The 23,561-nt window shown below is 59.8% G+C and carries 20 protein-coding genes; 10 read left to right on the plus strand and 10 right to left on the minus strand.

Annotation, left to right across the window (positions count from 1 at the left end):
- Nucleotides 1-25: 25 nt before the first annotated feature.
- Entirely contained in the window at nucleotides 26-976 is a 951-nt protein-coding gene (locus ACODTA_RS25885; protein ID WP_051743944.1) for a hypothetical protein, read from the minus strand.
- A 161-nt stretch (nucleotides 977-1,137) separates the two neighbouring features.
- Between ACODTA_RS25885 and ACODTA_RS25890 the strand changes: the two genes are divergently transcribed.
- Nucleotides 1,138-2,376: a site-specific integrase gene (locus ACODTA_RS25890; RefSeq protein WP_021245284.1), complete on the plus strand. Its 1,239-nt coding sequence runs from the start codon at nucleotides 1,138-1,140 to the stop codon at nucleotides 2,374-2,376.
- A 148-nt stretch (nucleotides 2,377-2,524) separates the two neighbouring features.
- Here ACODTA_RS25890 and ACODTA_RS25895 read toward each other — a convergent pair whose 3' ends face one another.
- The 6 genes from ACODTA_RS25895 to ACODTA_RS25920 all read right to left on the minus strand — a co-directional run bounded on the left by ACODTA_RS25895 (nucleotide 2,525) and on the right by ACODTA_RS25920 (nucleotide 8,246).
- A complete protein-coding gene (locus ACODTA_RS25895; protein ID WP_174401673.1) occupies nucleotides 2,525-3,028 on the minus strand; it encodes a hypothetical protein in 504 nt (167 codons plus the stop codon).
- A gap of 92 nt (nucleotides 3,029-3,120) precedes the next feature.
- Entirely contained in the window at nucleotides 3,121-3,885 is a 765-nt protein-coding gene (locus ACODTA_RS25900; protein WP_021245286.1) for a class I SAM-dependent methyltransferase, read from the minus strand.
- A gap of 160 nt (nucleotides 3,886-4,045) precedes the next feature.
- Nucleotides 4,046-4,918 carry an alpha/beta fold hydrolase gene (locus tag ACODTA_RS25905; protein ID WP_021245287.1) on the minus strand — a complete coding sequence of 291 codons (873 nt, stop codon included), beginning with the start codon at nucleotides 4,916-4,918 and terminating at the stop codon, nucleotides 4,046-4,048.
- 215 nt (nucleotides 4,919-5,133) lie between these two features.
- Nucleotides 5,134-6,075 (minus strand): MlaD family protein, encoded by a 942-nt coding sequence (locus ACODTA_RS25910; protein ID WP_009824042.1) that lies wholly within the window; start codon nucleotides 6,073-6,075, stop codon nucleotides 5,134-5,136.
- 70 nt (nucleotides 6,076-6,145) lie between these two features.
- The gene (locus tag ACODTA_RS25915) at nucleotides 6,146-7,759 is read right to left on the minus strand and encodes an ABC1 kinase family protein (RefSeq protein WP_009824041.1); all 1,614 of its coding nucleotides are present in this window, start codon (nucleotides 7,757-7,759) and stop codon (nucleotides 6,146-6,148) included.
- Entirely contained in the window at nucleotides 7,752-8,246 is a 495-nt protein-coding gene (locus tag ACODTA_RS25920; protein ID WP_009824040.1) for a MarR family winged helix-turn-helix transcriptional regulator, read from the minus strand. The genes ACODTA_RS25915 and ACODTA_RS25920 overlap by 8 nt, the downstream gene beginning before the upstream one ends.
- A gap of 222 nt (nucleotides 8,247-8,468) precedes the next feature.
- Here ACODTA_RS25920 and ACODTA_RS25925 point away from each other — a divergent pair, with 222 nt between their 5' ends.
- The 9 genes from ACODTA_RS25925 to ACODTA_RS25965 all read left to right on the plus strand — a co-directional run bounded on the left by ACODTA_RS25925 (nucleotide 8,469) and on the right by ACODTA_RS25965 (nucleotide 18,359).
- Nucleotides 8,469-9,578, plus strand: a complete 1,110-nt coding sequence (locus ACODTA_RS25925; RefSeq protein WP_031291247.1) for an ABC transporter permease — start codon at nucleotides 8,469-8,471, stop codon at nucleotides 9,576-9,578.
- The gene (locus tag ACODTA_RS25930; protein ID WP_009824037.1) at nucleotides 9,575-10,363 is read left to right on the plus strand and encodes an ABC transporter ATP-binding protein; all 789 of its coding nucleotides are present in this window, start codon (nucleotides 9,575-9,577) and stop codon (nucleotides 10,361-10,363) included. The genes ACODTA_RS25925 and ACODTA_RS25930 overlap by 4 nt, the downstream gene beginning before the upstream one ends.
- A complete protein-coding gene (locus ACODTA_RS25935; RefSeq protein ID WP_009824036.1) occupies nucleotides 10,363-11,292 on the plus strand; it encodes an MlaD family protein in 930 nt (309 codons plus the stop codon). Before ACODTA_RS25930 ends, ACODTA_RS25935 begins: the two co-directional genes overlap by 1 nt.
- A gap of 110 nt (nucleotides 11,293-11,402) precedes the next feature.
- Nucleotides 11,403-11,987: an ABC-type transport auxiliary lipoprotein family protein gene (locus ACODTA_RS25940; RefSeq protein ID WP_186378984.1), complete on the plus strand. Its 585-nt coding sequence runs from the start codon at nucleotides 11,403-11,405 to the stop codon at nucleotides 11,985-11,987.
- Nucleotides 11,988-12,386: 399 nt separating this feature from the next.
- Nucleotides 12,387-12,965, plus strand: coding sequence for a DUF4142 domain-containing protein (locus tag ACODTA_RS25945; RefSeq protein WP_225870697.1), 579 nt, complete (start codon nucleotides 12,387-12,389; stop codon nucleotides 12,963-12,965).
- Nucleotides 12,966-13,114: 149 nt separating this feature from the next.
- Complete coding sequence (locus ACODTA_RS25950) at nucleotides 13,115-13,588, plus strand: hypothetical protein (protein WP_009824033.1); 474 nt, start codon at nucleotides 13,115-13,117, stop codon at nucleotides 13,586-13,588.
- A gap of 568 nt (nucleotides 13,589-14,156) precedes the next feature.
- Nucleotides 14,157-15,305, plus strand: a complete 1,149-nt coding sequence (locus tag ACODTA_RS25955; RefSeq protein ID WP_009824032.1) for an HlyD family secretion protein — start codon at nucleotides 14,157-14,159, stop codon at nucleotides 15,303-15,305.
- A 53-nt stretch (nucleotides 15,306-15,358) separates the two neighbouring features.
- A complete protein-coding gene (locus ACODTA_RS25960) occupies nucleotides 15,359-16,864 on the plus strand; it encodes an MDR family MFS transporter (protein ID WP_009824031.1) in 1,506 nt (501 codons plus the stop codon).
- 7 nt (nucleotides 16,865-16,871) lie between these two features.
- Nucleotides 16,872-18,359, plus strand: coding sequence for an efflux transporter outer membrane subunit (locus tag ACODTA_RS25965; protein WP_050763085.1), 1,488 nt, complete (start codon nucleotides 16,872-16,874; stop codon nucleotides 18,357-18,359).
- A gap of 520 nt (nucleotides 18,360-18,879) precedes the next feature.
- Here the strand turns inward: ACODTA_RS25965 and ACODTA_RS25970 are convergent.
- From ACODTA_RS25970 to ACODTA_RS25980, 3 genes are all read right to left on the minus strand, one after another.
- On the minus strand, nucleotides 18,880-21,846 hold the full coding sequence (locus tag ACODTA_RS25970) for a Tn3 family transposase (protein ID WP_021224430.1): 2,967 nt from the start codon (nucleotides 21,844-21,846) through the stop codon (nucleotides 18,880-18,882).
- A gap of 153 nt (nucleotides 21,847-21,999) precedes the next feature.
- Nucleotides 22,000-22,878, minus strand: coding sequence for an AAA family ATPase (locus ACODTA_RS25975; RefSeq protein WP_009824028.1), 879 nt, complete (start codon nucleotides 22,876-22,878; stop codon nucleotides 22,000-22,002).
- Nucleotides 22,805-23,518, minus strand: coding sequence for a Mu transposase C-terminal domain-containing protein (locus tag ACODTA_RS25980; protein WP_238147330.1), 714 nt, complete (start codon nucleotides 23,516-23,518; stop codon nucleotides 22,805-22,807). The genes ACODTA_RS25975 and ACODTA_RS25980 overlap by 74 nt, the downstream gene beginning before the upstream one ends.
- Between the last annotated feature and the right edge of the window lie 43 nt (nucleotides 23,519-23,561).

The raw sequence follows: 23,561 nt of genomic DNA on the forward strand, positions 1-23,561 counted from the left end.
TTCAGTACGGAGGGCGTCCCGGTCGCTATTCGGCCCGCAGCCGGCGCTGCGCGGCAGGCGTGGTGGGCAGCGCCGCGAGGAGCTTTCGGGCACCCTGAGGTGTCACAGACAGCAGCTTCGAAACGGAGGATGCCTGGAGCCCTGGATAGGCGATCAATAGGCGCCCGAGAAGCGGCAGGCGACTTCGCTGAGTTGCACCTAAATTGGTGAGCTTGGCGACGTCATGCTCAATTGCGGAAAGCTCGCGGAGCCCCGCCGCGCTGATCTGCCCGATCTCCTTAGCGAGGAACCCGGTCAGCGCGGCAGGGGAAGGGGGCATGAACTTGGGGAGCGGCACCAGTGAGGGGATGATGCGGCTCGTGAAGCCAGCGCGGTAGAGCATGCGAGGAAGAGCGGTCGCGACGAGCCAGTTGCGATCGCGGCAGCGGGGAGGAAGCTCCAACGAGCGTCCGTCGATCGCAACAACCTCCGAGGCGCCGACCGGAAGACGCTCGGTCATTTCGGCAAGAGCGAACACGCGCTCGGCGATGGACCGGAGATCGGCGACGGGGAAGGGTGCATCCGCCGCAGACTTCACCTGACGCCAGAGCGGGCCGAAGTGTGCGAGATCGTCTCCACCATAGCGCTCAGCCTCTGCACGGTCGTCGAGGATGGTTCGGAGAGCATTGAGGGATGCGCGGCCAACCGGGTCTCTGACATCCTCGTCCCGACTTAGTGCGAGGTGGAAAATGGACGCCACCGATATCGGATCGTTGAGACCTTCGGAGGCGCGGGGAGGGGCGCTTCGCCCCGCGATCCAATCCTGCAGGTCGCCGACAGCGATCGGCACGCCGGCGAGACCTGCTAACGCCGCGGCGCCGTGAAGGCGCGATCGCGCAAGGAAAATGTCGGCGCTTGTACTATGATGAAGCCGGCCGTCGAGCCGGCCGAGCAGCAACATTGGGTCATTTGCGCGGCGGTCGACGATCTCCTGCATCGCTCTTACGCTTAGCGCGTGAGGAAACCAAAGTCAGCAGTTGGTTTCGCCTCATGCTATCGTCGAAAAGTTCATATGCGATAATTGCAGTTATCGCATAAGCGGAATTGACCTCTCTTTATTAGGTGAGCTACAAGGGCCGCTGAGGAGCGTGGCGCAGGATGGGCACCGAAACCGGCTTAGAAGGGTCAGAAAACGCTGTGGCGGCGCCTGAGGCGATCCTGCCAACCGTTAGCGCGCCGGCCGACCTTGCCTGGACGATCGTGCAGATGCGCGCGGGCGAGCGCATTGCCGTCAACGAGGCGCTGATCGCCGCCTATCAGGCCGCTTCGTCGCCTCACAGCATCCGCGCGCTCAAGTCCGACATCGAAGCATTCGACAGCTGGTGTCGGCGCACCAACCGGATCGCGCTGCCGGCGACGGCTGAGACCGTGGCCGATTATCTGGATGCGCGGGCGGGGAAGGGGAGCCGTCCAGCGTCGCTATCCCGGTACAAGGCGTCGATCGCCAAGATTCATCAACTGCTCGACCGCCAGGATCCGACGCCGGCGCCGCTGGTCAAGTTGCGGCTGCAGGCCGTGCGCCGTGAGAAGGGGACGGCGCAGAAGCAGGCGCGGCCGCTGCGGTTCAAGGGCCCGGTGCGCGACGTCGAGCGTGACAAGGCGCGTGGGCTCAACATCCGCGCGCTGCTAGAGAGCTGCGGAGACGATCTGCCGGGCCTTCGCGATCGTGCATTGCTGTCGGCGGCCTATGATACCGGCCTGCGAGCCTCCGAACTCGTGGCGGTGGCCGTCGAGCATATCGAGGAGGCGATCGACCCCGAGTCACGCCTGCTGCAGATCCTGCGCAGTAAGGGCGATCAGGACGGGGAGGGGGCGACCGCCTATCTTAGCCCCCGCACCGTCGCGGCGATCATGGCCTGGACCGAGGCTGCCGAGCTATCGGCCGGGCCGCTGTTCCGGCGGGTGCAGGTGCGGCGCTACAAGGCGCGCGCCGCCGTGCGCGGTCGGGCGATCGACAGCATTTCAGGTCGTGAGGCTTGGGACCTGCGCAAGACACTCTCGAAGCCTGCCGTGAAGGCGCGCGTCGAATATGACATCGGCAGCCTGGCGCTCCACCCGGGCTCGATCGGGCCGATTTTCCGGTCGATCATCAAGCGGGCGTTCGACCTCGGCGCGCTGCCCGATCTGACAGCCGAGGATTTGGCCAGATTGCTAAAAGGGATCAGCGCGCACTCGACACGGATCGGGCTGAACCAGGATTTGTTCGCGAGTGGCGAGGATCTCGCGGGTATCATGGATGCTTTGCGGTGGAAGTCGCCACGAATGCCACTGAGCTACAACCGTAATTTGGCCGCCGAAGCGGGCGCCGTCGGCCGCCTGATGGACAGGTTGAAATGACCGCGCCCGGTATCGACAGCTGCTCCCTAGCCCCTTTGTATTTCGAGGCCTTCTTTGGTGCCAGCACGGGGCGGTGCAACGGCTTTCTTAGATTGTGCCCAAGGTGTTGTCTAATCGCGAACCGCTGAGCAAGCACCTTTTCGCAACATCACTGGGCTGCCGTGGCGGGATGACAGGCAGCTGCAGTCATAAAGATCGACAGGCTCGGTACCCTGGCGCCTTTAAGGTGGGCGCTGCCAGGAGCATGGTTGTCTGCGCGGTCGACATGTTCCGCCGCATGATGGGTTTCGCAAGAGAGGCCTTCCAGTGTGGTGCGCGCATTTTGCCGACAGTAATTGCAACTGGAACGTTGTTGGACGGAATGGCCTGACCAACGTCCCGACGAGACGACCGGGCGCCGGATACCGGCGTGATCGGCTATGGTTTTTCCTTCTAGCTTCCTCGTGAACTGGTTTAAGGCTTTGCGTTTGCTGACCTGTCGAACAGCTCGCCAGTCTTCAGCATCTGATGCATTATGACTGCCAGCTTGCACGCGTCGCTCTGGTGCCCCGCAAACGAGCTGCTTCCCGAGCTCTGCGGTCTGGCTGCGCATGCTGCGCCATGCTTCGAGGATGGGCAAGATGATCCGCTCCAATGCAGCATTGGTGCTCAAAAGGCTCCGGACGTGCCCTTCAAAGACTCGTCCGGAACCCTTGGGAATGATCAAACCGAATCAGCAACGGAAGTCGATAATGCATTGCAGCGTCACTTTTGGCGATTATCTGATCCGTCGATCCTCCGTCCCGTTAGCAGGCCTTTGGCGCCCTTGCCTTCGAACTTGAACTCGAAGTCTCTCCAGGTTTTCCTCCAGCGTCGCGCCACGTATCTTTCTCCTGGTCTTGCTGCATCATCGAGCATGATAAGGCCTCCCGGTGCGATACGTTCGAAAAGGCGTTCCGCCATTCCTCGGGTAAAGGGATGTATTGACCAAGGCGGTCCATCTATGACAAGCAGATCAATTGTCTTTGGAAGGTGATGCAAGACATACCATAATCCAGGCCAGGCCTTGTCCCGAAAGTTCAGCGGAGCATGGCTGAAACTTGCCGACAGGTGGTGCTCAGCGAGCCAAATGCCCATCTGCTCAACGAACGGTTCATACTGATCGTAGCTGTATAAATGCCCGCCACCGTGAAGCGACAATGCTTTGGCGATAACCAGCGAAGTTACTCCGGAACCTAATTCCACAACATTTTTCGGTTGTCGGACTTCAATCTCATCAACAATCCTGTGAAGAAGGTAAGTGTCTGCTTTCCAGCTGCCAAGATGAGGCAAGGCGTCCTGTTCAAGGTTTATACGCTCAAGAACAGCATTTTTTTCAGCTTTGTTTCCCCCATAAAGGCTTTTCAACAGCCAAGGCCATTGGATGAGCGCAAAGAATAGCTGGAACAGGGTTTCGCCCTTTGTGCGCGCGGTGCCTGTTTCCTGCGGCATCTTTTTGGCCAGCATGCCGGTCAGATTTTTGGTCGTCAACTTTCGTCACCTTCGTTATGGATAGCAGTCCAGTGAGCGAGGCAGCAGCCAGTTACCGAGTGTCATCTTAGGCAAACCCACCAATGTATGGCGCTCTGCACAGCAAGTCGTCCGACCCTCGATGATCTGGAGCAAAATCTCTTCTCCCATGCTCGTCCCTCTAGGAGGTCGACTGGCGCCCTAAAAAGCCGAGAATTGCGGCAGAAAAGGCGTCGTTTGCATCGCCTGCGACCATATGCGTGGCATCGATTATGTCGGTATATTCAGCATGCGGCGCCAATTCGCGTAGATGTTCGACAGCGCCTTTCGAGACAAGATCACTAGATCCGCCCCTGATCAGATGAAGCGGTAGCGTCAAATTAGCGGCAGCCTTGTATAATATATTGACTTGCTGCTCCTGATGCGCGGTATCGCTGCAATGTGCAGCCACCATATTGCTAATAAATGCTGGATCCCAGTGCCAGTAATAGCGGCCATCCTCTTTATGCCGGAGATAGTGCCGCAGGCCATCACCCGCTCTGCGCTTGCGACGATGAGGCATGTAGCGCGCAATGACTTGTGCAGCTTCTTCCGGAGACGAAAAGCCAGTCTCGACATGTTCTTGCATGAAGCTGACCACCCGCATCACGCCGCCCGGATCGATACGCGGGGCTATATCTACAAGAGTGAGCGACGCGAAGCTGCCTGGGGCGAGGTCTCCTTCGGCTATCATTCCGGCAAGGCCGCCAAGGGAGGCGCCTACCAGAGCCGGTTTGCGATCCATTCTTGATGCTACCGCGACGAGATCGGCCGCAAAGTCGCGCACGTCATAGGCACCTGCGCTCGACCAGTCGCTGTCGCCATGCCCACGCATGTCGATAGCGATAGCGCGAAACCCCGCCTCGACCAGATCTTGCATTACCCGCTTCCAGGCGCGGCGAGTCTGACCCGCCCCGTGGGCAAGCAAGACGGGCATCGCCCCGCACTCGCCCTTCACTTCAACAGCCAGGCTGATACCAGCGGCTCCATCGATTGTGCGATTCTTCCCGGTCATCCACCAGTCTCGGTCTTGCAGGCCCGATTGAAGATAAACCCCTTAGTCCATTTTTGGCGTTGCCTTTGCGCCACTTCAGGACGTTGCATCCACACACGCGCGAAGAATTGAGAGGGTCGTTCTATCGTCCTGACTTCGTGCTTCACAGAAGCTGATTGCGCGCCTGTGCATGAAGACGAGGGTTGGTCCGTTCCTGAGCGGTCGATCGCGATCATCTATTTCCGTTCCTCAGTCGTGGGCCGGTAGTCAGGTAGTTTGGGAGATCCCAAGCCTTCCCGGTCAATCTTCTTGGCCGCATCGCCCACGCGTCGAACTGGTTCGCGAACGGAGCGGGCGGTTTCGGCGATTTGTTGCGCATCCCCTTCCAATTGCCTGATCCGGGGCCGTGCGTGTGCAATGGATAGGCCCAGAGACCGGGCCTTGCCTTCGGCATCATGCAAGGGCCGGCCGAGGCTGTCGCGAAGACCGCCCCGCGATGCCTCGAGCCTCAGGCGAAGCCTCTCCGCGTCGTCTCCCGCCCGAGCCATCACATTCCCTAGAGAATGGATCCTGTCTTCCTGCAGGACCTCCGCCGCGATTTGACTGGCATCGCTTTTCCAGTCCCGCGAGCGCAGCGCGAGTTGGCCAAGACGTTCCTCGATTGATCGCTGACCGGCAGGGTCCAGCTTCTTTGAGATGCTCTCGGCACCTGACGATATCTTGGCGATCATCTCGCCTGGATTGAGATCACCGCTCAGGAGACCGCCGGTCTTCACTGGCACAAGCGGGAATGGCTGTCCCGCTTGAACTGTAAGTGCCGGTTCACGCTTGTTGCTTCCCGCCAGGCTTATTTCTGCCGATCCATCGAAGAATGATTTATCGATCGACGCTGTCACGCCGCGATGGAGTAAGATGTCCTTGGTAAGGACGAACCGGACCATCACCGTACCCGGATTTGAAGGTTGGAGCCGGACCTGGGTTACTTTCCCGACGGGAACACCAAGAAGGTTGACGCCCGATCCGATTTGAACGCCGTCGACCGATTGTTTAAACTGCACCTCATACGTGGCCCCGTCAGCCTCACGCGACTGGATGAGCCACAGGGTGAACCCAATGACGGCGGCTATGAGCAGGCCGACAACAAGGCTCACCTTCAACCAGTTCGAACGCGTTTCCATGCGACCTAGAAATCCTGGAGCCGGCAGCGCGACAAATAAGCTTTGACTTTTCGCGAGATTTGGAACGTGATCATCGCCGCTTCACTCGTTCGCCAATTGCCAGGGCAATGGAAAGCACCGCCAGCAGCCCGGCGATCATCGGTTCCGAGGCGAAAAGGATTGCAGCACATATTCCCAATGCTGCGGGGTAGAGCTGGGGAGTGGCTCTGCTGTTGCGCTCATCGCCGCGCAATCGTTCAAGATCCCTGGGTGCGATACTGACGGTGATAGACCCGGTACGCGCAACTCTCTCGATCTGTCCCACCAGGCTCGGCGTTGACAAGGCGGCTCTTCCAAGCGCTGCAAATAGCTTGCCCGCTTCGCCACGCAATCGCGCAGGACTCGTTCGCTCGCGCATCAGTTCCTTTGCCAGCGGAGCCAGTTCTCGAGTGATGTCAAATGTCGGATCGATGCGCCGGACAAATCCCTCTGCTGTGAGCAGCGTCCGGAGCACCAGTGCCAGATCGGGCGGGAGCGCGAGATGAAAGTCGCGCAGTATCGCAAAGACCATCTTGAAAATGTCGGTAAGGTCAATTTGCTCCAGCAGAACATTGCTGAAACGGTTGATCAGTTCGTCCAGGGCCTCTTCCAGCCTGACACGGTCAACATCAGGGTCGCCCGCCCAAAGCAGCAGAATATCGACGACCCCGCTTGTGTCCGCCGCCGCGATCGCCAGGCCAAGCCGTACCAATTCCTCCCGGCGTCTCGGCAGAAGCGTCCCCACCGCTCCGAAGTCGATAAGCGCCAGCGTTCCGTCCTCCAGGAAAAAGACGTTGCCGGGGTGGGGATCGGCGTGGAAATGACCATTGATGACGATCATGTGGAGGATCGCCTGCGCATAGGTGCTGGCGAGGCTCGTGAGATCAAGGTCGCCCTGCCGTGCCGCCTCCAGATCGCTTGCCGCGAGGCCTCGAAACCGCTCCTGTATGTTGACACGCCTGCCGGACAACTCCCAGTCGAAGCGAGCCGTTCGCACGCCGAAAGCTTTGAGATACTCTCCGATCGTATCGCTGGCGCGAGCTTCCGCGCCGAGGTCCATTTCCCGATCGATACTTTCAGCGAAGTGGCGCAGCAGTTCGTCCGGCTTGAGTCGCGCGATCTCGGGGATGCGGCGCTCTGCGATCCGGGCGACGCGGCGCAGCAGCCGAAGGTCGGCGTCGACAATCCGCTCGATCCCGGGACGACGGACCTTGACGATAACGTCCCGGCCGTCGAGCAGCGTTGCTGCATGGACCTGAGCGATCGAGCCGGCCGCAATCGCTTCGTCTTCAAACGAGGCGAAATAGCTTTCCACAGTTCCGCCGATCGCCTCTTCGATAAGTGGTCGCACGGTGGCGAACGGCAGCGGCGGAACCCGGTCCTGAAGTTTCGAAAGCGCATCGATCCAATCGGGCTCCAACAGATCACTTCGCATTGCAAGAATCTGCCCGAACTTGACCGCCGCAGGACCGATATCTTGCAGCAGCGCAACGACTGCTTCTGGTCGAGCGCTATCAAATGGTTCCTCACCACCCAGTCTGAGACCTAGCCGGGAGGCCATTCCCTTGAGGCCATGTCGCCCGAACAGAAGCAGGATTTGTGCGAACCGCTCCCGCTCCTTCAATGCGACCGCTTCAGGCCCGTCCATCAAATGAGGATCAGCCATCGTTATGTGCCTTGAGCGTGGGGACCCGACCTTGGCGGAAGCCAGCTTGCGTTTCGAGTTGATCCACGACCTTGTCGAGGTGAAGGATCGCCCTATCCAATGCTTCCAGTTCTTCCGCGGTCAAGCTGCCGAAGGTCTTTGCCACAATGCCATCGTAGAGTGGCAGGGCCTGCTCCAGCATCGCCCTGCCTGCGTCCGTGATTTCCACGAGCTTTACACGGCGGTCCTCTTCAACGGGCGAGCGTGTGACCAGACCATTCTGCTCCAACCAGTCAATCGCCTGGGTTACCGTGCGCGGGGCCTGATCGAAGAAGCTTGCAATATCGGTTGAGCGGCTGGGTTGCTCGGCGAGATATACTAGCAGCTTAAGACGGGCCATCGATGCACCTTGGGACGCAAGGTGCGCGTCGATCAGCCGCCGCATTCTGTACCAGGTCCAGCCAAAGGCCGTCGCGAGCGCGCGCAAATGAACTTCCTGAGGTTCCATATGTTATGTCCTTGCTCAATCTTTGATGGCATGGCAAGAGGAGAGGATAAAGTTATGACTGCGACGAAGCTGACCGCTCTTGGCCTTTGGCGCGCCATTGCTCGATCGTCATCGTGAGACCCCAATGCTTGACCATGGCGTAGTTCAAGATATGCGCTGCGTGGCGTTGATGCCAGCAGCAGCCGAAATCGTCCGCTGTTCAATTCCCATGCTGCCAGTGCGATGATCGCGGCAGATTGGCATATTGACGAGGGTGGCGGCCAGACTCTGCATGTGAGCGGTGACTGGACTTCGCTTGCTTTGGGCGATGCGGAAGGGCGCCTGGATGCCCAGGCGGCCAGGAGTCTAGACGTGCAGCGTCTCGATCTTTCTGCTCTAGGGCGGATCGACACTGCTGGTGCCCTCCTACTTTTGCGGTCCATGGCTCCAGGCGCCGAAATTGACTTTGGCGAAAGAGAGGATTTGCAAAGGCTGATAGACCTTGTTCGACCTGCCCTTGAACAAGAGTCGTCCGGTAAGGCTGGCGTCACTGGTGTTCTAGGATTTTTCGAGCGCTTCGGCCGTCAGGTAATCGGGACCGCCGGTGACGCCTACCAGATGCTGGTGTTCACTGGACAGCTTATTATCGCGCTCGGCCGTACGCTTGGCAATCCTCGCCGATTGCGCATGACGCCGCTTGTCGCTTTCATGCAGGACGCGGGCATTAATGGGCTTCCGATAGTTTTTATCATGACCTTCTTCATCGGCGCGGTCATTGCGCTTGTTGGCACCAACCTTTTGACAACGCTTGGCGTTGAGGTGTTCACGATCCAGTTGGTGGGCGTGGCCATCCTGCGCGAGTTCGGCGTAGTGATCACCGCCATCCTTCTGTCTGGACGTTCCGCATCTTCCTTTGCCGCTCAGATCGGTTCGATGCGGATGAACCAGGAAACCGATGCGATGCAGGTTATGGGTGTGGACCGTTTCGATGCGCTGGTAATCCCGCGCATATTAGCCGCGCTTCTCATGATGCCTCTCATGACCTTCTGCGCGGATATCGGCGGTCTTGCTGGCGGACTGTTGGTCAGTTGGGTGACGATTGATATCAGCCCGGTCTTTTTCATCCAGCGTACGCTCGAAACGGTAGACATTAAGCATTTCTGGATAGGCATGTGCAAAGCGCCGTTTCTGGCTCTGATCATCGCTGCTGCGGGCTGTCGGCATGGCCTTATGGTCGGCGGCGATGTCCAAAGCCTTGGTCAAAATGTGACATCCGCGGTCGTCCAGTCAATCTTCATGGTCATTATGTTCGATGCGATTTTCGCGGTGATCTTCATGGCGCTCGATCTGTGAGCGCGCCTCTGGAAACCGATGCCGAAGACGTGCCCATTCGCGTCAAAGGCCTGCGCACGGCTTTTGGCGACAAGGTCATCCATGAGGATCTCGGCCTTGAGGTCAAGCGCGGTGAGATATTGGGTGTGGTTGGCGGATCGGGTTCCGGTAAGTCGGTGCTGCTCAACACTATCCTGGGCCTCAAGCAGCCCGATGGCGGATCCGTCGAGATATTCGGGCAGGACATCCGCGATCCGCAAGCGCACAGTGAAGTCGAGCGTCGGATTGGGGTGATGTTCCAGCAAGGCGCATTATTCTCCTTTCTCACCGTACAGGAAAATGTCGAGGCGCCACTTCTAGAACATACGAAACTCACACATGAGTATGTGCACGATCTTGCAAGGCTGAAGATCAAGCTTGCTGGTTTGCCGGAAGATGCAGGCTGCTTGAAGCCTGCCGAGCTATCTGGCGGAATGCGCAAGCGCGCGGGGGTAGCCCGCGCAATCGCGCTGGATCCGGATATCCTCTTTCTCGACGAGCCGACTGCCGGCCTCGATCCAATTGCTGCAGCCGAATTCGATGATCTTATCAGAACATTGCGGGATGCTCTTGGCTTCACCGTGTTCATAATCACCCACGACCTCGATACTCTGTACGCGATTTGCGACCGCGTTGCGGTTGTCGCTGACAAGAAAATCGCCGCTGTTGCAACGATCAAAGAACTTGAACGGTCAGATCACCCGTGGATCCGGAGCTATCTTCTGGGACCGCGAGGCCGTGCCGCCAAAAAAGAGAAAGAAAGCTGATGGAACGCCATGCCAACTATGCTCTGGTAGGCGCCGCCTCCATCGCGTTGCTTATCGCCACGCTTGTTTTTGTTGTCTGGCTCGGCGGTTCGGCCAAAGGAAGTGATTCTTACCAGATCGTGTTTCATGGGCCGGTCAGAGGCTTAAGCGTTGGAGGCGAAGTGCAGTTCAACGGCATCAAGGTCGGGGAAATCGGCGGAATCCGCCTCGACCAACGCGACCCCAACCGTGTTATCACGGATATCGAACTGACGCGCGGGACACCGGTCCGCGAAGATTCGGTCGCATCCTCTGAAAGTCAGGGCATCTCAGGGGTCAGCATCGTTCAAATCAGCGCTGGCACGCCGAGCAAGCCCCTTCTCAAGACCAATGATCACGGTAAGCGACCTGTCATCCCCAGCAAGCCCAACGCTATGTCTTCGTTGCTGCAAGGCGGCGGACAGGTGGTGGCAAGCGCGACCGAGGCACTGAGCCGTGTGAACAAGGTCCTGTCTGACCGTAATATCGCCAACATCGGCGGCGCCATTCGCGATGTCCGAATGACTACGGCGGAACTGGCGGCCAATCGGACCATGTTCGCCCATGCCGGTTCTGCGCTCGCCAAACTGGATCGGGCGGCTGACGATATTCAGGGCGCGGCCTCGTCCGTTCGGCAGATTGCCGATGGCGATGGCAAGCGCGCCTTCGCCGACATCTCCCAAGCGGCAAACGAGCTCAAATCGGCAGTTCATGAGGCTCGCGGCGTGATCGCCAAACTCGACACGCAAAGCGCCGATATCGGCACGACCACGATCCCTAATATCAATGCGACTATGCTGACATTGCAAGAAACAGCTGAATCGCTGGACGGGCTAATTCGCGGGATCCGACAAAGTCCCCGCGAAGCTCTGGCCAAAAGCCGGGGTACTGAACTGGAGTTGCCTAAGTGACATTATCAACCAGGAATCGGACTTTTGCACTTCTGTCGAGCGCCTTGCTGCTGGCTAGCTGTGGAAACCTGCTAGGCGGCGGCGAGCGCGCTGACCTTTTCAGGTTTGGCGTGGTTGACCCCACGCCCGTCACCGGGATGCAGGGTGCGCTCCCGACTCGCTCTGTATCTCTGCTTCGCCCCCGGTTCTCGCAGGAGGTGGAGGGCGATCGCATGCTCACCACGCGGGGGGAGCGTGCGCTCTACCTCAAGGGGGTTCGTTGGGTGGCGCCGGTCCCCGATCTTTTCACCCAGGCGCTGATGCGTCAATATGCGGCGCGGGCACCTGACGTGCGCCTGACGGGCGTGAGAAACGCCACCGGGGCATCGCATGCGCTGCAGATTGATATCGAGCGATTCGAAGCAAGGTATGCCCTAGATGGGGGTGAAAAAGCACCGCCCACTGTCATTATCGAAGGCGATGCAACCCTGTTTGATCTTTCTGATCGTCGTCCCGTCGAGGCCAAGCGCTTCTTGGTGCAGGAGCCAGCTTCCGCAAATACCACAAGTGGGATAGTCGCCGCTTTCGATCGTGCAGTAGCTCGCTCAACCACAGAATTGACGGATTGGTCCGCGGATACAGCGCGGAAGCATTCCACAGAGCGCGCGCTAGATACATCCAAGGATCGGATGGATCGCAAGCAGGAGATAAATTGATCATGAGCCTGTCGCCGATCTCAGCAACTTTCGGGCGTAATTGCATGTACAAAATCGCCATGCGCCGGATACCTTCGTAGGTATCTACGAGTTTTGTTTTTATTTGAAGGACCGACCCGATCGGAGCCAAATTAAGTAAGATAGTGAATATCGGGTTCCAGGTCTTAATAAGCGATAGCATATCGACCATGTGATAAGTCAAATCTTGCAATTCCTAATATTTCTATCCGATTAGCCAATGGAATCTGCTGCCGATTCAATTGCTATTGATTTGACAATTCAATTTATGCAATGCGGGTGATGGTGGAACGATTATCCAACAGCATCGTTACGACGTGGTCACGTTTAACGTGATGCGGCCACTTGACCGCTCGCAATCTATTCTACGGAGAAGGTACTATGCTGAAAGTCATTATGGCCGCGGGCGCGCTAGCGCTTTCAGGTTCAGGGGCTCTTGCCCAAGCTGTTTCGCCAACGAACACAGGTTCAATGTCGAGCATGGATACCGGCACGACACCGATAGCTGGACAGAATGAGCCAGCGTTTGTGATGGCTGCATCGGATGCGAACCTCTATCAAATAAAAGCGGCGCAGCTCGCCGTGACCAAGGCCCAGCGTGACGATGTGAAGGCTTATGCCAAACGTGTTCAGACAGAAGCGCAAATCGCCCAGAAAGCTCTCATGGCGGCGCTGCGCAACGATCAGCGGACGATAAAAGCGCCATCGTCATCGCTTTCCTCCGACAGAGCCGCACTCGTGAAGCTGCTCCAGAAGACGCCGCGCGGCAGCTTCGATAATCTTTATCTATCCCAGTCCGCCCAGGTACTGCAGGCGGCATGGGCCATCAACAAAGGCTATGCGCAAGACGGCACCGACCCAGCCTTGAAGCAAGTCGCGGGCACCGCCGTTCCCACACTTGAGCAAGAACTCACCAACGGGAAGGCACTTCTTCCTTCAGCATTGACCGGCGGTCAATGATCATAGTGGCGCCCGTTCTTCACGGGCGCCACTCAATGTGATCGTCATGCCCTTGTGGGCATCTGCTGTTATTTCAAGCGCGGCAACAGTGAACCCCACAGCGGTCGTGTTTATGCTTTCAACCTTGTCTTCAGGATATTTGGCGGATGATGATACTTATTTTTGCCATGGCGGCTCTTGGACAAAGCCCCGAGCAACCCGCCAGAAAAGATGAGACAGTTGACCGCGGTCGGGAAATCGTCACTCAGCCGGCGAAAGATATTGGCGCGGCCAAAACTGAAATTCCAGTTATTCTGGAAAGAGCGCAAGAAAATCCATATGGCCTCTCCGGTTTGAAATCCTGTGCGCAGATCAAGGCCGCAACCACGGAGCTCGATAGCGTCCTCGGACCTGATTTTGCCGTCGGCAACAACAAAAAAGAGAACAGGCCTGGTCGGCTAGCCGAGGCTGGAGGAAAAACTATTGTTAACACAATCATACCGTTTCGGGGCTTAGTTCGGGAGATTTCGGGCGCAGCTCCGGCCGAAAGACGCCTGGCGTCAGCAATCGACGCCGGCTTCGCGCGCCGCGGCTTTCTTCGTGGAACAGCGCTCGCACGGCGCTGTCCGGGTAGTAAAAATTAACGACGAAAGCTGACGCTATTGAATTCAATGCCGCTGTGTGAGGCTGCGCATTATCTCGTGAGCTTGGCATTGCAGGGCAATAACTCCGGCGAGACTAACAAGAAAGTACTAGCGGTCGAGACCGCCCATAATATCGCTGTCGGACAAGGTGACGGCACCCATCCAATCAAAGTGGCACGGCAATTTTCGGATGGCGCTGCTCATATCACGATAGCCCATCGTTGCGCGGATTGAACCTGGACATCGGATCTCGGCTCAGTTTTTATCGACCGTCCTGTAGGCACCAGTAATCTTCTCGCCGAAATGGTGGGCATCATGCGCGTTCAGCTTCTGTATTTGTGCCCCAGCTTAACAAATCGTTCCTCGGTATATTCTGATTCTGACGTGAAGTTGGGGGGAGCTACAGCCTGATAGGGCGGCTGATGGTTAGTACCGGTCCAGCGGCGTCGGGCAAGAGCGAATGATAGGGGCGTAAACGCTGAGGTTCCATATAATATGCAATTGCCGAGCGCCCTTTAATGCTGCAAGAGCAGAACCGCACCGCGCATCATGGGGAATTGTAATTTATATGGCGGACAAGTCGGCCACTGCTTCGGCGGATCCTGAGGGCCTCGGCGAATCGGCAGCGTCCCCGCTTAAATCGCCACGCGTTCGCCTGGCGATGCTCATTAGCGCGATCTTGCTGCTCATTGGTGGCCTTGTCTGGTACTTGGATCATCAGAACCGGGGCCGATACATGCAGGTGACCGACAACGCCTATGTTGCGGCGGATTCCGTCATCACAGCGCCCAAGATCGCCGGATATGTTGAACGGGTGTTCGTTATCGAGAATCAGACGGTTCGGCAGGGGCAGTCTCTAGCTGAACTCGATCCCCGCGAATATCGGGCGCAGACTGAACAGATTACCAGCCAGATCGAAACGGCAACGGCTGCGGGGGATACGACGCGCTCTCAGATTTCCGAACAACAGGCAACCATAGCGCAAGCGCAAGCCCAGCTCGACGCGGCGCGCGCCGAGGCTGCTTTCGCCGCACAGCAGGTTACGCGATATCAGCCGCTTGCCGCATCCGGCGCCGAGCCAGGGGAGCGTTTCGCGCAGCTTCAGACGCAGGCACGGCAAGCTCGCGAGCGAACCAATGCTGCGCATGCCGCGCTGATTGCCGCGCAACGGCGTGTCGGTACACTGAGCGCGCAGGTACGTCAGGCCCAGTCGCAAGCAGAGGCCGCGCGTGCCCAACTCAAGGTGGCGCGCGTCAACGTCGAATCGACAGTGCTTAAGGCTGCCATCAATGGCCGTGTGGGCGACCTGGCTGTCCGTGTCGGGCAATTCGTGCAGCCCGGTACGCGCCTGATGACACTGGTTCCTGTCGATCGATTGTTCATAGAGGCGAATTTCAAAGAGACTCAACTGGGGCTTATGCGCGTCGGCCAGCCTGTTGGCATCGAAATCGATGCGCTCCCTGGCGTCGAACTGACCGGGCGTATTGCCAGTGTCGCTCCTGGCACGGGCGCCCAGTTCTCGGTGCTCCCCCCCCAGAATGCGACCGGAAACTTCACAAAGATCGTACAGCGCGTGCCTGTACGCATTGCAATCGATGCTCCTCTCGAAGTGCGCAGGCTCCTTGTGCCGGGAATGTCGGTTGGAGTAACGGTCGATACGCGTTCAGCCAGAGGAGAGATGGATCGACTCCGTCAGGCCGTAAGCCGGAAGCGTTGACAGTGGTCACGGTCACAGCATCTCCAGACGCAGCTCGTTCCGCGCGTGCGGACTTGACCGCTTGGATCGCTGTGGCTGCCGGCTCGCTCGGCGCACTGCTGGCGACCCTCGACATCTCGATCGTCAACTCGGCACTGCCAACGATCCAAGGCGAAATCGGAGCAACCGGCACTGAGGGAACGTGGATCGCCACCGCCTTTCTCGTTGCCGAGATCGTCGTCATTCCGCTGAGCGCTTGGCTGGAGCGGCTTTTGGGACTGAGAACCCTCCTTCTCATTTCCGTGACTGCCTTTACCGGGTTCTCCATCCTATGCGGCATCGCCACCGACCTTATGACGATGATCATCGGACGAACCGGGCAGGGCCTTATGGGAGGGCTGCTGATACCGACCGCCATGACGATTGTCGCAAAGCGACTCCCGCCACCCCAGCAGCCTATCGGGATGGCCCTTTTCGGAATGACAGTAATCTTGGGGCCCGTTCTTGGCCCCTTGCTCGGTGGCTGGCTGACGGAAAATTTGAGCTGGCATTATGCCTTCTTCGTCAATGTGCCGGTCTGCGGGATACTCCTCTTGCTCCTGTTGCTCGGCCTGCCGCACGAACGTACGAATTGGGTCTATCTTCGCGAGGCCGACTGGTTGGGTATTATAGGCCTGATCCTTGGCCTTGGAGGACTGACGATCGTGCTCGAGGAGGGGCACCGTGAAGACTGGTTCGAATCGACGCTTATCATCCGGCTGACGTTTATAACAGTAGCAGGGTTTGTGATGTTGGGGATCGGACAGATCCGGGCAACAAAGCCCGTCCTTAAGTTGCGAATCGTCATGAGCAGACAGTTCGGCAGCGTCGTTATAATGGCGCTAGCGCTGGGCATGGTGATGTACGGATCGACCTTCGTCATCCCGCAATTCCTGTCGCTTATCGCCGACTATAATGCCCTCGAGACCGGACAGGTCATTTTTCTCATGGGCGTTCCTGCCTTCTTTGTGATGCCATTCGTACCGTTTCTGATGCGGTTTGTCGACATCAGGCTGGCCGTTGGTGCTGGCCTCGCGCTTATGGCTGCTAGCTGCTTTGTGAACACCAGTCTCACAGTGGAATCCGCAGGCGAAGCCTTTACTACCGGTCAGCTGCTGCGCGGGGTGGGGATGATCTTTGTCATGCTCTTTCTGAACCAAGCCGCCATTACCTCAGTCAGCAAGGAGGATGCTGGAGATGCCTCGGGCATCTTCAATGCTGCGCGAAACCTCGGTGGCTCATTCGCTCTGGCGGCCCTGACGTCGTTCCAGGACCAGCGCATGTCACTCCACAGCCGACGGATGGAGGAAACGCTGTGGGCAAACGATCCAAGCGTGCAGGAGTATATCGCGGGGATGTCTCATACTCTGGGAAATATGGACGCCGGCCTTCAGTCGCTCGCTGGCACTATTCAGCAGCAGGCGTTCGTCATGACCTATAACGACATATTTTTGACGATGGCGGTAGCGACTTTTGTGACGCTCCCGTTCGTGTTTTTCCTTCGCCCGCTCCCCAAGGGGATGTCGCTGACGATGCATTGAGGTGGTAATGGCAAAGTTAAGTGGTCTCATCCTTCCGCTGCTCCTTGGTGGATGTGTGGTCGGCCCGGACTATTCCGGACCACCAGAGCTCGGCCAAGCCGCGCCGCGGCCAACATTCGTTCGTCAACCAGCAGATGCATCGACCAGCGAGCCTGAACTCGCCGAATGGTGGGCGACGCTGCAAGATCCGGTTCTCGATGAGCTCGAGCGGCGCACTCTTGTCGCGAATCCCTCGATTGATGTTGCGCAGGCCCGACTTCGCCAAGCCCGTGCGTCTGTACGCCAGGAGCGAGCAAACCGCCTGCCGACGGCTGGTGCTCAGGGCACGGCCATATTTGCCGATCTTCCCGGGATCGATCTCCAGACCAGTCAAGGAAGTACTACACCCACACCTGTTCCGGCGCCTTCATCCGCCCAGGATGCGGACACGTCTCTGCGTTTCTACAACCTTGGTCTGAACGCAAACTGGGAAATAGATCTCGCGGGCGGGCAGGTGCGAAAAATCGAAGCGGCAAACGCGCTGGCGGCGGCAGCGGCGTATAATGTTGCAGACGCAAAGGTCCAGCTCAGCGCTGAAGTCGCGCAGACCTATACCAATCTTCGTGACCGGCAGCAGCGCGCCGCCGCTTTTCGCGAAGGTCTCGACATTCAGCGGCAGCAGCTCGCCCTAGCCCGGCAGCGTTTCGGGCAAGGCACAATCCCGGCCTTTACTGTCGGCCAAGCGAACCGCGCGGTTCAGGCCACGATCAGCGATCTCGCCGCAGCCGATGCTGAGATCGTAATATATATGAATGCGCTAGCGGTTCTCGCCGGTGAAGCGCCGGGATCTCTCGATCCGCTATTGACGCCACGGCGCGATATCCCGATGCCCCCTGCGCGGGTGTCGATCGGAGACCCTTCGGCGCTCCTGCGTCGCCGTCCCGACATCCGCGCTGCGGAGCGCAGTCTCGCTGCCACAACTTCCCGGATAGGAGTCGCGGAAGCAGCTCGTTTTCCGAAAATCAGCTTCATGGGGATTCTCGGGATTGGCGGCACGTCGATCGGAGACCTGGTAGATCTGGGCAATATTTCCAACATCGCCGTCCCTCAGCTGCAATGGGGCTTGCTCGATTTTGGACGAACGTCAGCGGCGATATCACAGGCACGCTCTGGTCGCGATGAAGCCGAGGCACAATATCGGCAGGTAGTGCTCGGCGCGCTTGAGGATGCGGAGACGTCGCTTGCGCGCTTTGCACAGCAAAGGCGAAACGTCGCCGCTTTTGCCGAAATCAAGCGGTCAGCAGATGAAGCGGCAACGCTGATGCGGCAGCGCTATGCGCGGCAGGTCATTTCGAGAGGCGACGCTCTTGAGGCTGACCGCCAGCAGCGGCTTGCAGAGGCAAACCTGCACAGTGCGGTTGCGGCCCTCACCGCCAGCTATGTTGCCATACAGAAGTCGCTTGGACTGGGATGGACAGAAGCTGGGAGTCAAGCCTCAGCCCTTATGAGCAAATAATGATGGTATCTGTCCGGACTTGCCAATACAAGAATCGGCGGCCCTGCCCACCGCCAATGATGACTTTTGGCACAGGGCAACCCGCCTGTTCGGCATCCATCCTGCGGCCCTTGCGATTATACAGAGTTTCGCGGGGTAACGCGCCCCGGGGCGATTGCGATGTGTTTGACGGGGGTTGCCCCCGATAGGATGAAATACGGATTCACGACCGCATAGCCGGACGCAACATCGGACCGGAGACAACCATAGAGCAGTTTATCGGCCTCGACGTGTGATTGAATAGAATTTTCTGTCCGACGAAGATCTATCCCGCGGGGAGTTGTCCTGACCGCGTATACGACCTTGTACCCGACAGACGGCATCACCCGCAGACGGAAGATGGGGGCGCTTGTAAGACCAGCCAAGCTTACGACCTCACGACCATAGATCGACGAAGGGGGCACTTCAAGGTTTGTTACACGGACAGCGGTAAGTTGAACATAGAGGCAACATTGCGGGGTCAGATGAGCTTCGACCCCCTTCATGCAACTTGGTCGATGGGTTCGACGCCAAGATTGAGCGGCCTGAAGCCGTCGTTATCGACGCCATGGCCGGTGTTCTGCCAAAGATAGTCGCCGGTGAGGCTGATATGCCGCCAGCCCAGCGGCGCGACATGCGCAAGCAACTCGTTGGGGGCAGGCTCGCCCGATCGGCGTAGGTGATCGACTGCCCGGCCCATATAAAGTGTGTTCCAATAGATGATGGCGGCGGTGACAAAGTTCAGCCCCGATGCCTTGAGCGCCTGGTCCTCGAACGTGCGATCCCGCAACCGGCCCTGCTTGTGCGCGAAGACGGCCTGGGCGAGGAAATGCCGCGCTTCGCCCTTGTTCAGTCCGGCCTGGCACTGCTGCCGGAGCTGCTTCGATTCCAACCAGTCGATTGTGAACAGTGCGCGCTCGATGCGGCCCACCTCCTGGAGCGCGAAATCGAGACGGTTCTGACGGCGGTGCGCGGCCAGCTTCTTCAGCATGACCGACGGCAGCACGGCATGGGCCTTGATGGATGCGGCCAGACGGACCAGCTCGTCCCAGCTCTCGCGGATCACCGAGGTGTTGATCGGGCGGCCGATCAGGGGCGCCAGCGAAGGGTAGCGACTCTGGCCCTCGAATGTGCCGAGCTTGCGGTCTGCCAAGTCGCGCAGGCGCGGGACAAACCGGAAACCGAGCAGATGCGCCAGGCTGAACACATGGTCGGAACTGCCGCCGGTGTCGGCGTAATGGGTGGCCGGTTCGATGCCGGTTCCGTGGGCGACCAAACCGTTGAGGACGTAGGGCGCCTCGGCCGCGGTCGCCGAGATCAGCCGGGCGTGGAACGGGGCATAGGTGTCGGCGACGTGGGTATAGATCTTCTGCCCGGGTTCCGAGCCGTAATGCAGGTTGACGCTACCGGCGGACCCGCGGCGACCGCTCCTGAAGAACTGCCCATCCGAACTCGACGTGGTGCCGTCTCCCCAGAGCCGGGTGAGCGGCAGGGCGGCCTGCGCATCGATCAGGTGGCGCAGCGCGCCCGCATAGTTCTCGTCCGAGAGATACCAGCTGTGTGTCCACGCCAACTGCGCGTAACTGATACCCTGACTGGCGTTAGCCATTCGCTCGATCCCGAGATTGGTCGCGTCCGCCAGGATGGCCGCAAGAAGGGCCTCGGGATTGGGATGCGTCCGCCCCGAACGGAGTTCGGGGAAAGCTGACACAAAGCCGGTGCGTCTCGCCACCTCGGCCAGAAGCTCGGTGATGCGGACCTTAGGCATGATCCGATCAACGAGTGCATCGAGCTGGTCGGCTGCCGCGGGTGTCGTTGCCGCGACCGGGGTGACGCGCAATTCGTTGCCCCTCAGCTCGACGCCGTCGAGCGTGCCGCGCTTCAGTGCATTGCCGAACCGGCGCAGCCGCCAGTCGAGCAACTTGGCACGTCCGTCGAGGTAGCGGTCCACGTCGGTGTCGAAAGGCAGATTACCGGCGATTGCTGCGGCCTCGGAGCGGGGCAGCAGATAGGCATCGAAGCGAAGGTGGTCGCGGGTACCCTCCACCCACAGGTCTCCCGAGCCAAGCCGCTCGCGCACCATAGCGACGGTTGCCGTCTCATATCGTCTCCGATCGATGCTTCCGCCCTCCGTGATCGCGGCTTTCCAGCTCTTCGGGAATGGCATGGGTGCGTCGATCGGCACCTCGCGCTTGCCGGTCGCGTTCAACTCGCGCACCAGCTTTACGGCCGCGAGCACGCCATCGCGCGACCCCGTGGCCTTGAACCGGAATGCGTCCAGGAAAGCCGGCGCATATCGACGAAGCGTCATGTACTTGTCGGACGCCCTGACCAACGGCTCGTCACGAGCGAGATCGGCGATCGCGGACACCTCATCGGCCACACCCATCAACCGGTCCCAGCCAACGCCGGTCTCGAGCGCAGACCAAGGATCAAGCCCGTCTTCGCGCGCGACACGAAGCGTACCGATCGTCGATCCGAACATTCGCATGAGGCGGCCGACGTCCTTGGTGGTCGCCTCGTAGCGGCGTTTTTGCGAGGCTCGCGCCTTGGCGAATAGGAGCCCGGTCTGCTTGGCGAACATCTCGATCGCGGCATCGGCGAGCCGGGCTTCAAGGTCGATCATGGCCGCGGCCAAGGTCGCTCGCCGGCGACGGAGCGAATAGTCCGAGAGGAGGAATGCCGGCGCAACTGCTCCTTCACGTACGAGTTGGCGAAATCGGCGCTCGTGGATGCTCTCGGCCACCCGCGCGTCGATGCCGATGCCGCGGACGTAGGACAGGCGAGCGAGGATGCCGGCGAGATTTCGGGCGGATGGGCTGTCGCCCGTGTCGCGCAACCACGCGAGCGGGGTCACCCCACTTTTCTGATCGGCGACCAGCAAAGCGTCGAGGGCGCCGACCTGCCCTGGCGTGAGTGCGGCCACCACGATGTCGGCCGCGAGCTTGCGCGCCCTTGCCCTTCCTGCGATCCCGATCCGCTCGATGCGGGCTGGCGCCGGAAGAACGATGCGGCCTGCGCGAAGGTCGTCGATGATCGCAGTCGCAATGGCCATGCCGCGCTCGGTTCCTCTCGCCGCCTCGGTCGCGACGTCAAGTGCGCGCCCCACGTCGCCGGGCTCGAAGCCGCGCAGGCCCAGACTTCCCATTGCTTCCCAGGCGTGCTCGAGCCGGGTCTGTGCGCGGTGGGCATAGCCAGCCAGCGTGCTCGATCGCAAGCCGAGTTGGTCCGCTATGTAATGGGCCAGAAAGTCGGGCACCACCTCGTCGTGTCGTAATCCAAAGCCTGGATACTGCAGAAGCGCCAAGTGGAGCGCGAAGCCAAGCCGGTTGGCGTCGCCACGCCTCGCCTCGATCAGCGACCGATGCTCGGGCATGACGGTGTAGAACTTGGCGAGCGAGGCGCGGTCGAGCGGTACGCCGAACAGTGCTCGGCGCTCGTCTCCTGTCAGAAGGTCGCGTCGGGCCATACGACTCACTCCCGTCAACCAGTAAGCGTAGCCTTGCCGCGCCAGGGACGCGAGGTTTCGCAAAACTTGTAAGTTCCGCGACAGATCGGGACCACACGGAAAATCTGGTGTAAACGCTCGCGCTAAATGGCGGCGTTCTGATCGCGCTATTTGTCAGTTGCCGGGTCCGATGACGAGGCAATCGCGCGCGGCCTGAACGATGTCAGCGGTGACCTCCTCGACGCGGTTGAGGGTCATGATCCGCCGCATCTGCGCGAACAGGCGCTCCATGAGCCGGAAGTTGCCGCGCGTGATGCGGATCACGGCTGCCTGCGCTTCGATCGCGTCGAGTTGGGCCGGGTCGAAGCTGATCCCGAAATCGCCGGCGTGGGTCGCGAGCAGCAGCCGCATTTCGGTCTCGGTAAGCGGTTTGAACTCGTGGACGAAGCCGATCCGCGAGTAGAGCTGGGCATAGCGGGCGAGGCGCTTCTCCAAGCCCGGCATACCCATCAGGATCAGCCCGAAGCCGTGGCGATCGGCCATGTCGCGGAGATGTTCGAGCGACTTTATGGTCAGGCGGTCGGCCTCGTCGACGATGACGAGGGGGCAGGCGATGCGGGCGGCGTCATGGGTGATTTCGTCCTGCGAGCCGCCCGCGACCGTCAGCCGGGCATAGCCCAGCTTAATGAGGTTGAGGCCCAACACCGCGTCGATCGTCTTGGGCGTGTTGCTGACCGACACGGTGTAGAAGACGGCGCGGCAGCGAGCGACCTTTTCGCCAAGGAGCGCGGCAATGGGACGGAGCGCGGCATATTCCCCCAGGTCGGGGAAGCTGGAAAACTCGCGCGCCGATCGCGTCTTTCCGACGCCCGGCCGGCCATGACACACGCCGATATAGCGGTAGTGCGCGCAGGCTTCGGCAAACTCGACGAACCGGGCATGTTCGCGGGTCGCCAGGAACGGCTGCTCGACCAGGAACTCAATCGTCAGCGGCGTAGAGCCGGAGCCCTCGGTAGGTGGTGGGCCGGGAAGCCGTATCCTCTTGGTCGCCATCGAAGGTCTCCGTGGGGGCAGGCACCTGCTTGTCGCGCTCCTTCGCGCCGCGCCGGGCGCGCTGGATCGCGCGCAACGACGGGTGCCCAGCGTGCTCGGAGCTGAGCGCACGGCAGACGAACCGGCCCTGGTGGTAGACGTGGATCTCGGTCAGGTCGCGGGGGTCATAGACCGCCTCGACCTGCTCGCCGACGAAGGCCGCGAGCGTGGGTTCGACATAGCGCCTGCCCATCAGACGGATGCCGTCGCGCAGCACTTTACGGGGCTTGGGCACGTGCACGAGCAGCATGTCGAGCTGTTCAAGGCTGTCGGGCATTGCGGGCAGGAACCCGCCCTTCTGCCAGCGCGTGATCGGCGGTTCGCCGGTGCTGCCATGCGGGCGACGATGATAGACGCCGCACACGAACGCCTCGAAGCGGGCGCGCAGCTCGTCGAGCGTGAGCACTGGCGCCGACAGCGGCTTGCCCGCGATCAGGTGGCCGGGCAGGTCGGGCAGGAACATGTCGTTGATGGTGCGGAACAGCCGCTCGATCTTGCCGCGCCCGCGAGGACGCCCCGGCAGCGAATGGATGAGGCGGATTTTGAGGGCGATGCACGCCTGCTCGATATGCTCGGAGATGAAATCCGAGCCGTAGCACATTGGGAAGCTGCCCCTCGAAGGCAGCATTCGCCTTGATGGAGAC

This window comes from Sphingomonas sp. FG14, assembly GCF_057809675.1.

What these genes read in the sequence shown, in the direction of transcription:
- ACODTA_RS25910 (WP_009824042.1), bottom strand. Translation starts at nt 6,075, where the DNA reads ATGGAAACGCGTTCGAACTGGTTGAAGGTGAGCCTTGTTGTCGGCCTG.
- ACODTA_RS25975 (WP_009824028.1), bottom strand. Translation starts at nt 22,878, where the DNA reads ATGGCGACCAAGAGGATACGGCTTCCCGGCCCACCACCTACCGAGGGC.
- ACODTA_RS25925 (WP_031291247.1), top strand. Translation starts at nt 8,469, where the DNA reads ATGATCGCGGCAGATTGGCATATTGACGAGGGTGGCGGCCAGACTCTG.
- ACODTA_RS25945 (WP_225870697.1), top strand. Translation starts at nt 12,387, where the DNA reads ATGCTGAAAGTCATTATGGCCGCGGGCGCGCTAGCGCTTTCAGGTTCA.
- ACODTA_RS25920 (WP_009824040.1), bottom strand. Translation starts at nt 8,246, where the DNA reads ATGGAACCTCAGGAAGTTCATTTGCGCGCGCTCGCGACGGCCTTTGGC.
- ACODTA_RS25935 (WP_009824036.1), top strand. Translation starts at nt 10,363, where the DNA reads ATGGAACGCCATGCCAACTATGCTCTGGTAGGCGCCGCCTCCATCGCG.
- ACODTA_RS25950 (WP_009824033.1), top strand. Translation starts at nt 13,115, where the DNA reads ATGATACTTATTTTTGCCATGGCGGCTCTTGGACAAAGCCCCGAGCAA.
- ACODTA_RS25980 (WP_238147330.1), bottom strand. Translation starts at nt 23,518, where the DNA reads ATGTGCTACGGCTCGGATTTCATCTCCGAGCATATCGAGCAGGCGTGC.
- ACODTA_RS25885 (WP_051743944.1), bottom strand. Translation starts at nt 976, where the DNA reads ATGCAGGAGATCGTCGACCGCCGCGCAAATGACCCAATGTTGCTGCTC.
- ACODTA_RS25955 (WP_009824032.1), top strand. Translation starts at nt 14,157, where the DNA reads ATGGCGGACAAGTCGGCCACTGCTTCGGCGGATCCTGAGGGCCTCGGC.
- ACODTA_RS25965 (WP_050763085.1), top strand. Translation starts at nt 16,872, where the DNA reads ATGGCAAAGTTAAGTGGTCTCATCCTTCCGCTGCTCCTTGGTGGATGT.
- ACODTA_RS25970 (WP_021224430.1), bottom strand. Translation starts at nt 21,846, where the DNA reads ATGGCCCGACGCGACCTTCTGACAGGAGACGAGCGCCGAGCACTGTTC.
- ACODTA_RS25905 (WP_021245287.1), bottom strand. Translation starts at nt 4,918, where the DNA reads ATGACCGGGAAGAATCGCACAATCGATGGAGCCGCTGGTATCAGCCTG.
- ACODTA_RS25890 (WP_021245284.1), top strand. Translation starts at nt 1,138, where the DNA reads ATGGGCACCGAAACCGGCTTAGAAGGGTCAGAAAACGCTGTGGCGGCG.
- ACODTA_RS25915 (WP_009824041.1), bottom strand. Translation starts at nt 7,759, where the DNA reads ATGGCTGATCCTCATTTGATGGACGGGCCTGAAGCGGTCGCATTGAAG.